The organism is Streptomyces chiangmaiensis, assembly GCF_036281785.1.
GTDB lineage: Bacteria > Actinomycetota > Actinomycetes > Streptomycetales > Streptomycetaceae > Streptomyces > Streptomyces chiangmaiensis.
Window position 1 is genome coordinate 1 of record NZ_JAYWVC010000215.1, and the last position, 13,098, is coordinate 13,098.

General features: G+C 68.0%; 12 protein-coding genes. 6 read left to right on the forward strand and 6 right to left on the reverse strand.

The window, feature by feature from the left end:
- From VXC91_RS36340 to VXC91_RS36360, 5 genes are all read right to left on the reverse strand, one after another.
- Window positions 1–441, reverse strand: a 441-nt coding sequence (locus VXC91_RS36340; RefSeq protein WP_329511620.1) for an ATP-binding cassette domain-containing protein, incomplete at its 3' end; no start/stop codon positions are given.
- Entirely contained in the window at window positions 428–1,420 is a 993-nt protein-coding gene (locus VXC91_RS36345) for an ABC transporter ATP-binding protein (protein WP_329511621.1), read from the reverse strand. The genes VXC91_RS36340 and VXC91_RS36345, both read right to left, overlap by 14 nt.
- A 5-nt stretch (window positions 1,421–1,425) precedes the next feature.
- The gene (locus VXC91_RS36350) at window positions 1,426–2,406 is read right to left on the reverse strand and encodes an ABC transporter permease (protein WP_329511622.1); all 981 of its coding nucleotides are present in this window, start codon (window positions 2,404–2,406) and stop codon (window positions 1,426–1,428) included.
- Window positions 2,399–3,322, reverse strand: a complete 924-nt coding sequence (locus VXC91_RS36355; RefSeq protein WP_329511623.1) for an ABC transporter permease — start codon at window positions 3,320–3,322, stop codon at window positions 2,399–2,401. Before VXC91_RS36355 ends, VXC91_RS36350 begins: the two co-directional genes overlap by 8 nt.
- A 33-nt stretch (window positions 3,323–3,355) precedes the next feature.
- A complete protein-coding gene (locus tag VXC91_RS36360; RefSeq protein ID WP_329511624.1) occupies window positions 3,356–4,978 on the reverse strand; it encodes a peptide ABC transporter substrate-binding protein in 1,623 nt (540 codons plus the stop codon).
- Window positions 4,979–5,417: 439 nt separating this feature from the next.
- Between VXC91_RS36360 and VXC91_RS36365 the strand changes: the two genes are divergently transcribed.
- The 6 genes from VXC91_RS36365 to VXC91_RS36390 all read left to right on the forward strand — a co-directional run bounded on the left by VXC91_RS36365 (window position 5,418) and on the right by VXC91_RS36390 (window position 12,464).
- Entirely contained in the window at window positions 5,418–6,161 is a 744-nt protein-coding gene (locus tag VXC91_RS36365) for a class I SAM-dependent methyltransferase (RefSeq protein WP_329511625.1), read from the forward strand.
- 453 nt (window positions 6,162–6,614) lie between these two features.
- On the forward strand, window positions 6,615–8,471 hold the full coding sequence (locus tag VXC91_RS36370; RefSeq protein WP_329511626.1) for an ABC transporter substrate-binding protein: 1,857 nt from the start codon (window positions 6,615–6,617) through the stop codon (window positions 8,469–8,471).
- Window positions 8,472–8,501: 30 nt separating this feature from the next.
- Window positions 8,502–9,575 carry an ABC transporter permease gene (locus VXC91_RS36375; protein WP_329511627.1) on the forward strand — a complete coding sequence of 358 codons (1,074 nt, stop codon included), beginning with the start codon at window positions 8,502–8,504 and terminating at the stop codon, window positions 9,573–9,575.
- Entirely contained in the window at window positions 9,572–10,486 is a 915-nt protein-coding gene (locus tag VXC91_RS36380; protein ID WP_329511628.1) for an ABC transporter permease, read from the forward strand. Before VXC91_RS36375 ends, VXC91_RS36380 begins: the two co-directional genes overlap by 4 nt.
- Window positions 10,483–11,481 carry an ABC transporter ATP-binding protein gene (locus VXC91_RS36385; protein ID WP_329511629.1) on the forward strand — a complete coding sequence of 333 codons (999 nt, stop codon included), beginning with the start codon at window positions 10,483–10,485 and terminating at the stop codon, window positions 11,479–11,481. The genes VXC91_RS36380 and VXC91_RS36385 overlap by 4 nt, the downstream gene beginning before the upstream one ends.
- Entirely contained in the window at window positions 11,478–12,464 is a 987-nt protein-coding gene (locus VXC91_RS36390; protein WP_329511630.1) for an ABC transporter ATP-binding protein, read from the forward strand. Before VXC91_RS36385 ends, VXC91_RS36390 begins: the two co-directional genes overlap by 4 nt.
- 111 nt (window positions 12,465–12,575) lie before the next feature.
- On the opposite strand, the gene VXC91_RS36395 is transcribed toward VXC91_RS36390, so the two are convergent.
- Window positions 12,576–13,098: ABC transporter ATP-binding protein (locus VXC91_RS36395; RefSeq protein WP_329511631.1), on the reverse strand; the 523-nt coding region annotated here is incomplete at its 5' end.

Genomic DNA, 13,098 nt, shown 5'->3' on the forward strand with positions numbered 1-13,098 from the left:
CCCCACCACGTCGAGCAGTTCCCGCACCCGCCGGCGCCGGTCCCGCTTGGGCGCGGCCTCCGGGTGGATCTCGTACGGCTCCCCGATGATGTCCCCGACGGTCATCCTGGGGTTGAGGGAGGTGTACGGGTCCTGGAAGACCATCTGGATGTTGCGCCGCACGGCCTTCAGGGCCCGACCGGACAGCTTGGTGATGTCCTCGCCCTTGAATCTGATCGAACCGGCCGTCGGTGACTCCAGGTTGACCAGCATCCTGGCGAGCGTCGACTTTCCGCAGCCGGACTCGCCGACGATGCCGAGGGTCTCTCCCCTGCCCAGGGTGAAGTCGACCCCGTCGACCGCCTTGACGGATCCCACCTGCTTCTTGAACAGGATTCCCCGGGTGAGCGGGTAGTGCTTCAGCAGTCCGCTCACCTCGAGGATCGGCTCAGGACCGGCCATGCAGGCACTCCCTCCAGAAGTGGCAGGCGCTCACCCGCTCACCCCCGTGGTCGCCTGCGACCTCGTAGAGCGGCGGCACATCGGTGCGGCACACGTCCCGGGCCATGGGGCAGCGGGGGTTGAAGGCGCAGCCCGGCGGGATGGCCATCAGGTTCGGCGGCAGACCCTTGATCGCATAGAGCTGCCCGCCCTTCTGGTCGAGCCGCGGGATGGAGTCGAGCAGCCCCCTGGTGTAGGGGTGGGCCGGCGCCTTGTAGATGTCGTGCACGGGCGCGGACTCCACGATCCGGCCCGCGTACATGACGGCGATCCGGTCGGCGACGTCCGCGACGACGCCGAGGTCGTGGGTGATCAGGATGAGGCCCATGCGGTACTCACGCTGCAACTCCGCCAGCAGATCCATGACCTGGGCCTGGACGGTGACGTCCAGCGCAGTGGTGGGCTCGTCGGCGATGATCAGCGCCGGCTCCAGGGCCAGCGCCATAGCGATCATGATGCGCTGGCGCATGCCGCCGGAGAACTGATGGGGGTAGTCGCGCACACGTTGCGCGGCGGCCGGGATACGCACCCGGTCCATCAGCTCGACGGCTCTGGCACGGGCGTCCTTCTTCGACATCCCCCGGTGCACGACGAACATCTCGCCGAGCTGCGCGCCCACGGTCAGCACGGGGTTGAGGGCGGACAGCGCGTCCTGGAAGATCATGGCCATCCGGGCGCCGCGGATCTTCCGCCGCTCCTCCTCCTTCAGAGTGAGCAGGTCCTGGCCCTGGAAGAGGACTTCGCCGCTGGTGATCCTGCCCGGCGGCGTGTCGAGAATGCCCATGACGGCCTGTGCGGTGACGGACTTGCCGGAGCCGGACTCGCCGAGCACGGCCAGCGTCTCGCCGGCGTCCACGGCGTAGCTGACGCCGTTGACGGCCTTGGCGACCCCGTCCCTGGTCCGGAACTCCACGTGCAGGTCACGCACTTCGAGCAGCACGGCGCTCACCTCAGCTTCGGGTCGAGGGCGTCGCGCACGGCGTCGCCGAGCATGATGAACGCGAGCACGGTGACGGCGAGGGCACCCGAGGGCCACAGCAGCGCGTGCGGGGCGTTGCGGATGTAGGGGGAGGCGGCCGAGATGTCGATTCCCCAGGACACGCTGGGCGGCTTCAGTCCGACGCCGAGGTACGACAGGGTCGCCTCCAGCGCGATGTAGGTGCCGAGCGCGATGGTCGCCACGACGATCACGGGCGCGACCGCGTTGGGCGCGATGTGCCGCAGCAGAATGCGGGAGTTGGAGGCACCGAGGGCCCGGGCCGCCTGGACGTAGTCGTTCTGTTTGGCGGTGATGACCGAGCCGCGGGCGATGCGGGAGATCTGCGGCCAGCCGAGCAGCACCATGAACCCGATGACCGGCCAGACCGTATTGCTGGTCACCACGGAGAGGAGGACCAGACCGCCGAGGACGACCGGGATGGCGAAGAAGATGTCGGTGGTCCGGGACAGGATCGCGTCCCACGCGCCGCCGAAGAAACCGGCGAGACCGCCCAGGATCGAGCCGAGGACCGCGACGCCGAGCGTGGCGCAGACACCGACGGTGACCGATGCGCGGGCACCGTACACGGTGCGGGTGTAGACGTCGCACCCCTGGCCGTCGAAGCCGAACGGGTGCCCGGGCTGTGACCCTTCCTGCGACCGGGCGAGTTCGCACTGGAGCGGGTTGCCGGAGGTGATCAGGGACGGCCGGATCGAGATGACGACGAGAAAGAGGATCACCAGCCCGGAGACGATGAAGACCGGATTGCGGCGCAGATCGCGCCAGGCGTCGGACCACAGGCTGCGAGGCTTGGCCGCCGGGCCCGTGCCCCGGGGTCCTCCCGGTGTCCTCTCGAGGGTGGTCGCCTCGCTCGTGGCCAGGTCCATCCCGCCGCCCATACCGGTCCCGGCGATGGCTCCTTCCGGCTCGTGGGGCTGTTCAGGCATAGCGGATCCTCGGGTCGAGTACGGCGTACAGGAGGTCGACGAGCAGGTTGGCGATCAGGAAGACGAGCACGAGGACGGTCACGAAGCCGACCACCGTCTGCGTGTTCTGCCGGAGGATCCCCTGGTAGAGCTGGTAGCCGACCCCATGGATGTTGAAGATCCGCTCGGTGACGATCGCGCCGCCCATGAGGGCGCCGATGTCGGTGCCGATGAAGGTGACGACAGGGATGAGCGAGTTGCGCAGCAGATGCCGGGTGATCACCCGGTGGTGCGGCAGACCCTTGGCGACGGCCGTACGGACGTAGTCGGAGCGCTTGTTCTCGGCGATGGAGGTCCGGGTCAGCCGGGTGACGTAGGCGAGGGAGACAGAGGCGAGCACCAGGCCGGGCACGATCAGCTCGCCGAAGGCGGCCGCCGGGGAGACCGACGGCCGGATCCAGCCCCACTTCACGCCCAGCAGCAGCTGGAGGAGGAGACCGGTGACGAAGGTCGGCACCGAGATCACGACAAGGGTCAGCAGCAGGACCGTCGTGTCGACGGGCCGCCCACGACGCAGACCGGTGACCACTCCGAGCACGATCCCGACGACGATCTCGAAGAGGATCGCCACGACGGTGAGCCGGATGGTGACGGGGAAGGCCGTCGCCATCAGCTCGGTGACCGGCTGCCCGTTGAAGGCGGTGCCGAAGTCGCCGGTGAAGACGTTCCCCATGTAGGTCGCGTATTGCTGCCACACAGGCTTGTCGAGGCCGAACTCCCGGCGCAGCTGGGCGGCCGTGGCGGGGTCGCACTGCCGCTCGCCGCACAGGCCCGCGATGGGGTCTCCCATCACGTTGACCATCAGAAAGATCAGCAGTGTGGCGCCGACGAAGACCGGAATCATCTGCAGCAGACGCCGGACGACGTACCGTCCCATGGGGCCTCCGGAGGTAGCGGGCAGCCGCGCGGCTCAGCCGACCTTGATCTCGTTGTAGACGGGCACGCTGAACGGGTTGAGCGCCACATGGGACAGGCGCGTCGAATAGCCCGCGCTGCCGTTCTGGTACCAGAGCGGGATGGCGGCCATGTTGTCCCGCACGACCCCTTCGGCCTGCTGGAACAGCTTCACCGCAGCCGCCTGGTCGCTCTCCGCGTTCGCCCGGTCGACGAGCTTGTCGAAGTCCTTGTTCGACCACGTGCCGTCGTTGGAGGAGGCGTTGGTGTAGTAGAGCGGCTGCAGGAAGTTCTGGATCAGCGGATAGTCCATCTGCCAGCCGGCCCGGAACGGCCCCTGCATCCTGTGCCGGCCGATCTGGTTGCGGAAGTCGGCGAAGGTGCCGACCGGGTTGCCGACGCAGGCCTTGTCGTTGCCGAGGGCGTTGTTGATGGAGTTGCACACGGCGTCCACCCACTCCTTGTGCGAGCCGCTGTCCGCGTTGTAGGTGATCTTGACCTGGCCGCCGGGCAGCCCTCCGCCCTCCTGGACCAGCTTCTTGGCCCGGCCCGGGTCGTACCTGCAGGCGTCGCCGCACAGGCCCCCCTGGAAACCGCCTTCCGCGCCGAGCACCGGGGAGGTCCAGTCGGTGGCGGGTGTGCGCGTCTTCTGGAAGATCGTGTCCGTGATCTGGTCCCGGTTGATCGCCATGGACAGTCCCGAGCGCACCTTCTCCATCCCGGGCTTGTCCCACCTGGGGTCGTAGTACGGGAAGGCGAGGGTCTGGATGATGCCGGCCGGGACGTTGATGTACCGGCCGTCCAGGTCGGTCCTGATGAACTTCAGCTGCGGGGCGGGCACGTCGTCGACGAGATCGAGGTTTCCGGCCAGCAGATCCGTGTAGGCGGTGTTGCTGTCGGTGTAGACCTGCAGGTCCACCCCGTTGTTCTGCGCCTTGTCCGGGCCCGGGTAGCCGTTCCACTTCCTGAGGGACATCATGAAGCCCCTGGTGTAGGACTTGATCAGATACGGACCGTTGCCGATCGGCTTCTTCACCCAGGCCGCATGGTCCTCGAAGAACGCCCGGGGCAGCGGAGCGAAGGCCGCATAGCCCAGAGTGTCCGGGAACGTCGAGAATTTCTGGTTGAGCCTGACCGTGAAGGTGCGGGTGCCGGTCACCTTGAGCCCCAAGAGCGTGTCGGCGGTCTGGGTGCCCGTCTCCGGATGCACCTTGCCGTACCCCTCGATGTATCCGAAGAAGTACGCGTTCTTCTGGTTGTTCTTCAGACTGGCGCCGTAGTTCCAGGCGTCGACGAAGGACGCGGCCGTCACCGGCTCCCCGTTGCTGAACGTCCAGCCGTCCTTGACGGTGATGGTGAAGTTCTGCGAGTCCGAGGTCTCGATCCGGTCCGCGAGCATGTTCACGGCCGCTCCGGTCTTCGGGTTGTAGCGCATCAGCCCGCGGAAGACCATGTCGAGGACCTTGCCACCCTGGACCTCGTTGGTGTTGGCGGGCTCGAGCGGGTTCTGCGGATCACCCCAGGAAGCGGTGAACACTCCGGGGGCACCGGCGCCGCTCCCGTCGCCCCCGCAGCCGGCCGCCGAGAGTGCTGCCGCGGCCGCACACGCCGTCCACAGCGCGTGCCTGGCTCCACGCATGGGGTGCCTCCTCGGAGTGCGCCGTACCTCCAGCGCCGGAGCGCTGTCGTCATCGGTCCATATCAGCATTCAGCCGACATATCACTCTCTCACGCCACCCATAAGGACCGGACGTCATTCGAATGGCAGGCACACCCCGGACGGCACCTGGGCGATCTTGACGCGGCGACGTCACGGCACCGCCGGCCTGTCCGGCAGTGGATCTCGTGCGACCGCGCAATCGATCTCGGCACATCGGTGGCAAACCGCCGGTGGCTCGGGGAACGCCTGCGCAGGCCGCCTGAGATCGCCGGACAATGGCACGCCTTTCGAGCGCCGGGATACGGCAACCGAAGACATGGCCCCGCCTGCCTCGCACCACGACCACAAGAACGGTTGCGCTCCATAAAGATCGTGTACAGTCCACCCGAACCCGGCTCGTACCTGAGAAACTTCCGCAATGGCCGACCGCGCGTTCTCCGATGCCGCCCTCGCCGGACTGTATGACACCCTCAACCCGTGGGGCCCAAGTCACGACTTCTATCTCGGGCTTGTGATGTCCGCGCGGCGTGTGCTGGACGTCGGGTGCGGAACCGGCGCCCTGCTGGCGCGGGCCCGGGAGAGTGGGCACGACGGACGTCTGTGCGGTCTCGATCCAGCCGCCGCGATGCTCGTCCAGGCACGCCGCCGGGCAACCGAAGTCGAGTGGGTGCTCGGCGACCTCCGCTCACACCGGTGGCAGGGTGCCTTCGATCTCGTGGTGATGACCGGACATGCCTTTCAGGAACTGGTCGGCGACCAGGAGTTGAAGGATTGCCTTGACGGAGTACGCGAAGCCCTCGCTCATGACGGACGGTTCGTCTTCGAGACCCGCAACCCGGGAGCCCGCGCTTGGGAGTCGTGGACCTCGGACCGCGTTCACGAGGCACCGTTCGGCCACAGCGGTGTCGTACGCGTCCGGCACGACGTGGAAACGCCGGTGCACGGAGACCGGGTGACGTACACCTCGACCTTCGACGGCTCCGCGTGGGAGCGGCCGCGGGTCAGCCGGAGCACGCTGCGATTCCTCGGGCCGGACACCCTGTCCCGCTTCCTGACCGGGGCAGGGCTCGCGGTCCTCGAGCAGTACGGGGACTGGGGGCGGGGGCCGCTCACCCCGACCAGCCCCGAGATCATCACCGTGGCATGGGCCGACAGTCAGTAGGACTCCGTCAGCCTGCCGGCCGATGCCTGGTCCGGGGTCGGGACAGGGGCCGAATACCGGTCCTGTCGATGGCCGTCCGGCAGCCGCTCGGCCACGGCCTGGATCGACTTGCGGCAACCGTCCGTCATAGGTCCCGGCGAACGGCAGTCGCTCCTGGCACTCGTCGACAGTGGTGATGACCTCGAACGTCTCCAGCCCTGCGCATCCGCCGGCCGGCCCACGCGAACGTTTCGTCAGTCTCCCACCTGGGGCGCATCACAGGTTTGGACCAATGACTCTACCTCTCGCGCCGACGCGCCATTTCCGCAGGCCACACGGTATTCATGCGCCGTTGACGCACGCAGACCGCCACTGATAGACACGGCTTCACTCAGCCGCCTCCACCCCCATCCGACCCGATCGGGCATTCCAACGAGCCATACCCGTGCACCACATGACACGAGGTCACGATCCATGAGCACGCACAACGCACACGGCAGTGGGCGCCGGCGCCCGGACAGGCCATCCCGTACACCTCGGCTCCTGGCCGCCGCCCTGACACTCTCGGCCGCTTTCGCGACATCCCTCGCCCCCGCCCCTCAGCAGGCAGTGGCAAAGGAGAAGACGGTCCTGACCGTGGCGGTCGCCCAGAGTGTCGACTCACTCAGCCCGTTCCTCGCAAGTCGTCTGGTCAGTACGAGCATCCATCGGCTGATGTACGAGTACCTGACCAACTACGATCCCAAGGATTCCCACGTCATCCCTGGTCTGGCCACCAAGTGGGAGTCGTCGCCGGACAAACTGACCTGGACGTACACCATCCGATCCAACTCCAAGTGGTCGGACGGCAAGCAGGTCACCGCCGAGGACGCGGCCTGGACGTTCAACAAGATGATGTCCGACGAGAACGCCGCCACGGCCAACGGCAGCTTCGTCACCAACTTCGAGAAGGTCACTGCGCCGAGCGCCACCCAGCTGGTCATCGAGCTGAAAAAGCCTCAGGCCACAATGACCGCACTCGACGTGCCGATCGTGCCCAAGCACATCTGGGAGAACGTCAAGGACTTCTCGAAGTTCAACAACGACAAGAGCTTTCCCATCGTCGGCGACGGGCCGTTCGTGCTCACCGACTACAAGCCTGACAGCTATGTGCGTCTGAAGCCCAACAAGGGCTTCTGGCGTGGGGCACCCAAATTCGACGAGCTCGTCTTTCGGTACTACAAGGACCAGGACGCGGCGGTAGCCGCCCTGCGCAAGGGCGAGGTCTCCTTCGTCTCCGGTTCGCCCTCCCTGACGCCCGCCCAGGCTGCCTCCCTCAAGGGCGACAAGAACATTCACGTCAACGAGGGCCCCGGGCGCCGCTTCTACGCCCTCGCCACCAATCCGGGCGCGCAGGCGAAGAACGGCAAGAAGTTCGGTGACGGCGACCCGTCCCTGCTCGACCAGCGGGTTCGACACGCGCTGTTCATGGCGGTCGACCGCAAGACCGTCATCGACAAGGTGTTCCAGGGCCACGGCGTCGAGGGCAAGGGCTACATCCCGCCACGCTTCTCAACGTACTTCTGGCAGCCGTCGGAAAGCCAGGAACTCGCCTACGACCCCGCCAAGGCGGCCCAGCTCCTCGATCAGGCGGGCTACAAGGAGAACGCCGACGGCAAGCGTGTCGGCAAGAACGGCAAGCCGCTGAACTACCGTGTCCTGTGCCATGCCACCGACCCCAATGACAAGGCGGTCGGCAAGTACCTGCAGGAGTGGTGGGGCAAGCTCGGCATCGGCGTAACGCTCAACTGCCTGGACAACGTCACCGATCCCTGGCTCGCCGGCACTTACGACCTCGCGTTCGATGGCTGGTCGGTCAATCCCGACCCCGACTTCGTCCTCTCCATTCACACCTGCGCCGCGCTCCCGGCGACCCCCAAGGACACCGGCGCCACAGACAACTTCATCTGCGACAAGAAGTACGACGAGCTCTATGCCCAGCAGCTCGCGGAGTACGACCCGGTCAAACGGGCGGACCTCGTGAAGCAGATCGAGTCGCGGCTGTACGACCTGGGGTACATGAACGTCATGGCCTACCCGAACGCGGTCGAGGCCTACCGCACGGATCAGATCAAGTCGATCACCACCATGCCGTCTGCGGCGGGCAACATCTACGGCCAGGACGGATACTGGAGCTGGTGGTCAGCCGTTCCGGCGAACTCCGGGAACTCCTCGGGCAACTCCGTCTCCATGGGCGTCATCATCGGAACAGTCGCGGGCGTCGTCGTCCTTGCCGGTCTCGCGGTGCTCTTCGCGATGCGCCGCCGGACCACCGCCGAAGACCGCGAATAGTCCGGCCGCCCACCGACCGAGTGAGTGCTCATGACCGCTGAAGCGACACCCGCGCTGGTCGAGGGGCCCGCCGCAAGCCCGGGAGAGACCGGGCCTGCGGCGGGCCGCGGGCCACGCGCACGTACCACCACCGCGTATCTGCGATATGTGGCGGGCAAGCTGGCGGGCGCCGCCGTCTCCCTGCTCGCCGTCCTGGTCACCAGCTTCTTCCTCTTCCGGCTGATCCCTGGCGATCCGGTGAAGTTCATGACCGGAGGCCGCCCCGTCTCGGCCCAGCAGATCGCCGCCTACCGACGGGAGTTCGGGCTCGACCTGCCGCTGTGGCGGCAGTTCACCGACTACTGCGGCAAGGCGCTGACCGGCGACCTCGGAACCTCGTACCAGTTCCGGGCGCCCGTCCTCGACAAGATCACCGAGGCCATGCCGAACACCCTGCTGCTCACCGGCACGGCCTTCGTCCTGTACACGGCTCTCGGCGTGTACCTCGGCACCCGCTCGGCGTGGCGGCACGGCAGGCTGGGCGATCGCCTCAACACCGGTCTGGCGCTGACCCTCTACTCGATCCCGTCGTTCTGGCTGGGACTGCTGCTGATCATCGTGCTGTCGGTCGGAGTGGGCCCTGTTCCGGGACTGTTCCCGACCGGCGGCATGGAATCGGGCGGCCAGGAGGGCTTCGCCTACGTTCTGGACGTGGCCCACCACCTCGTGCTGCCGGTCGTCACCCTGGTGGCGGTGGAGTACGGGCAGACGCTGCTCGTCACACGGTCGGCGCTGCTCGACGAAATGGGCAGCGACTATCTGACGACCGCGCGCGCCAAGGGCCTCAGGGACGATCTCGTACGACGCCGGCACGCCGTCCCGAACGCGCTGCTGCCGACCGTGACGCTGGTCTTCGTCAATCTGGGCCGAACCGTCGCCGGCGTCATCCTGGTGGAGACCGTTTTTTCCTGGCCGGGTCTCGGCGGACTGTTCTACCAGGCGCTGAGCGTGCCCGACCTGCCGCTCGTGCAGGGCCTTTTCTTCGTCTTCGCGTCGGCCGTGATCGTGATGAACACCCTCGCCGACCTGCTCTATCCGCTGCTCGACCCCAGGGTGGGCCGATGACCGCCGAAACCACTACGACCTCCGTTCCCCGTACCCTCGCCCGGCAGCGCCGCCGCGCCGCCGCCGCCCGCTTCTGGCGGCAATACCGCACCCACCGCGCGGGCCTCTTCGGGCTCGCCGCCCTTGTGCTGTTCGCGCTGGTCGCACTGACCGCGCCGCTGACGGTCGGCTCCGGCGTGCAGAGCGTGACGGATGCGCCCGGAACGCCGCTGGAGAGTCCGAGCATCCAATTCCCCCTGGGCACGGACCAGTTCGGGCGCAACCTGCTCGGCCTGGTCGTCTGGGGCTCGCGCGTCTCGCTGCTCGTCGGACTGCTCGCGGCCGTGCTGTCGGTGGCCATCGGCGCGCTCATCGGCATCACCGCCGGGCACTTCCGCGGCTGGTACGCCACCGTGATCATGCGGATCACGGACTGGTTCCTGGTGATGCCGACGTTGGTGCTGGCCATCGCGCTCGCCACCGTGATGTCCCGCTCGCTGAGCACCATCATCCTGGCGATCGGGGTCACGACGTGGCCGACGACCGCGCGGCTGGTGCGGGCGCAGACACTGGCAGTGGAGTCACGGCCGTACATCGAACGCGCGAAGGCGCTGGGCGGCGGCCACTGGCACATCATGTCGCGTCATGTGGTGCCCAACGTCATGCCGCTGGTGCTCGCCCAGACGACTCTGATCATCTCATCTGCGATCCTCGCCGAGGCGACGCTCGCGTTCCTCGGGCTCGGTGACCCCACGGTCGTCTCCTGGGGGGCGCTGCTGCAGGATGCGAGGGAGGCGGGGGCGGTCAGTTCGGGCGACTGGTGGTACCTCGTGCCGCCGGGTATCGCCATCGCGATCGTCGCACTGGCGTTCACACTGTGCGGGCGCGCGATCGAGTCGGTCCTCAACCCCAGGCTGGGGGTGTCCCGTTGAGTCTGCTCGATGTCAGGAACCTCAAGGTGACCTACCCGGGTGGAGCGGCCGCGGTACGGGGCGTCGACCTCTCCCTCGCCGCGGGCGAGAAGCTCGGTGTCGCAGGCGAATCGGGCTGCGGCAAGTCCACTCTGGCGCTGGCGCTGCTACGGCTGCTTCCGCCCGGGACACGGATCGGCGGCGAGATCCTGCTCGACGGCGAGGACGTACTGACGATGAAGTGGGGCCGGGTGCGCGCGGTGCGCTGGGCCGGCGCCTCCATCGTGTTCCAGGGCGCGATGCACTCCCTGAACGCCGTCCACCGCGTCGGCGATCAGATCGCCGAGCCCATTCTGCTGCACCGCAAGGCGACCGCGGCGAGCGCGAAGAAGAAGACCGGCGAGCTGCTGGAGCATGTGGGCCTGCCCGCGGCGCGTGCGAACGCCTACCCGCACGAGCTGTCCGGCGGTCAGCGGCAGCGCGTGATGATCGCAATGGCCCTTGCCTGCGACCCACGTCTGATCGTCGCGGACGAGCCGACCACCGCGCTGGACGTGATGATCCAGGCGCAGATCCTCCGCCTGATCGAGCGTCTGGTCAGCGATCAGGATCTGGGTCTCATCATGATCAGCCACGATCTGGCGGTACTCGCCGACACCTGTGACCGGCTGGCGGTGATGTACGCGGGCCGGGTGGTCGAGGAGGGGCCGGCGCGGCAGGTCTACGACGACGCGCGCCACCCCTACGGCAGGGCGCTGTCGGAGGCGTTCCCGCGGATCGGCGATCCGGCGTCGCGGTTCGCGCCCCGAGGGCTGCCGGGCGATCCGCCGGACCCGGCGGCGCTGTCGTCCGGGTGCGCCTTCCACCCCCGTTGTCCGGTCGCGCTGGACGTCTGCGCCACTCAGGACCAGTCCCTGCGGGAGGCGGGGGCGGAGCGGCAGGCGGCCTGCGTGCACGTGGCGCCGGGCGCCGCGGCGACCGAAGAGGAAGCAGACGTGAGGAGCAGCACCTCATGACGACCGCGCCACTGATCAGTGTCGAAGGCCTGCACATCACCTTCCCTGGCCGACACGGGGCGCCGCCCGCCCGGGCGGTGGACGGCGTGGACCTGGACATCCGGCCCGGCGAGATCGTGGCTCTGGTCGGGGAGTCGGGGTGCGGCAAGACGACGCTGGCCCGCGCTCTGCTCGGCCTGGTCCCACCCACCGCGGGACACGTCACCTTCGACGGAGCACCGCTCGACTACTCCTCCCGTGCTCTCAAGGCGTACCGGAAGCGGGTCCAGCTGGTGCTTCAGGACCCGAGTGGGTCGCTGAACCCGCGGCACACGGTCTACGACGCGGTGGCCGAGGGGCTGCGCATCCACGGCCACGGCGGTGACGAGCGGGCTGCAGTCACCGAGGCGCTGAACCGGGCCGGACTCCGGCCGCCCGAGCGGTTCTTTCTGCGATATCCACACGAGCTCTCCGGCGGCCAGCGTCAGCGGGTCGTCATCGCGGGCGCGATGGTCCTCGAGCCCGAACTCCTCGTCGCCGACGAGCCGGTGGCCTCGCTCGACGCCTCGGTACGCGGCGAGATCCTCGCCCTGCTGCTGCGACTGCGCGCCGAACTGGGCCTGTCCGCGCTGGTCGTGACCCACGACCTCGGTCTCGCCTGGAACATCGCCGACCGGGTCGCGGTCATGTACCTGGGCCGGATCGTGGAGACGGGCGATGTGGAGCAGGTACTCACAGCCCCCCGTCACCCTTACACCCAGGCATTGCTGTCGGTGCTCCCGGAGGCACCGGGAACCCCCGTGGTCCTGACCGGCGAGCCCCCGGACCCGGCCCGCATCCCCACGGGCTGCCGCTTCCACGCCCGCTGCCAGGTTCTGACGAGTGGAGAGGCGGACACGGCGGGCGTCGCGGACGCATGCCGCACCCGGGATCTGGAGGTGCTGGACGGTGGGGCGCAAGCGCAGGTGGCATGCCACTGGGCGCGGGCGAGCGTGGCCACGTGAACACCCTCCAGCCACCGACTCTCACAGGCCCCCGCGGATGTCGTACGGGCCCGTGAAACACCGGTTCCCGGCACCTCACGCGAGGTGCCGGGAACCAGAGTCGACTGAGGGTCAGGCCGCGTGGACCACGTCCTTCTCCTCGGCGAAGTGGCACGCCGACTCATGAGCCGCGGGCGAGTCCGTGCCCTTGAAACGCTGGGGGATCGCCAGGAGCGGAGTCTCCGAGGCACACCTGTCCGTGGCCTTCCAGCAGCGGGTGCGAAAGCTGCAGCCGGACGGCGGGTTGGCCGGGGACGGCACGTCACCGGTCAGGATGATCCGCTCGCGTTGCTCGCGGGCTTCCGGGTCCGGCACGGGAACCGCCGACAGCAGCGCCTGGGTGTAGGGGTGCGTCGGGTGGTCGTAGATCTGCTCGTCCGAGCCGATCTCGGCGATCTTGCCGAGGTACATCACGCCCACACGGTCCGAGATGTGCCGGACGATCGACAGGTCGTGCGCGATGAAGATGTAGGAGAGGTTGAACTCGTCCTGCAGTCGCTCCATCAGGTTGATGACCTGCGCCTGGACGGACACGTCCAGTGCGGAGACCGGCTCGTCGCAGATGATGATCTCCGGGTTGAGCGCGAGGCCGCGG

Excerpts from the sequence above, each read along its gene's own strand:
- VXC91_RS36350 (WP_329511622.1), bottom strand. The coding sequence starts at position 2,406 with ATGCCTGAACAGCCCCACGAGCCGGAAGGAGCCATCGCCGGGACCGGT.
- VXC91_RS36355 (WP_329511623.1), bottom strand. The coding sequence starts at position 3,322 with ATGGGACGGTACGTCGTCCGGCGTCTGCTGCAGATGATTCCGGTCTTC.
- VXC91_RS36360 (WP_329511624.1), bottom strand. The coding sequence starts at position 4,978 with ATGCGTGGAGCCAGGCACGCGCTGTGGACGGCGTGTGCGGCCGCGGCA.
- VXC91_RS36365 (WP_329511625.1), top strand. The coding sequence starts at position 5,418 with ATGGCCGACCGCGCGTTCTCCGATGCCGCCCTCGCCGGACTGTATGAC.
- VXC91_RS36370 (WP_329511626.1), top strand. The coding sequence starts at position 6,615 with ATGAGCACGCACAACGCACACGGCAGTGGGCGCCGGCGCCCGGACAGG.
- VXC91_RS36375 (WP_329511627.1), top strand. The coding sequence starts at position 8,502 with ATGACCGCTGAAGCGACACCCGCGCTGGTCGAGGGGCCCGCCGCAAGC.
- VXC91_RS36380 (WP_329511628.1), top strand. The coding sequence starts at position 9,572 with ATGACCGCCGAAACCACTACGACCTCCGTTCCCCGTACCCTCGCCCGG.
- VXC91_RS36390 (WP_329511630.1), top strand. The coding sequence starts at position 11,478 with ATGACGACCGCGCCACTGATCAGTGTCGAAGGCCTGCACATCACCTTC.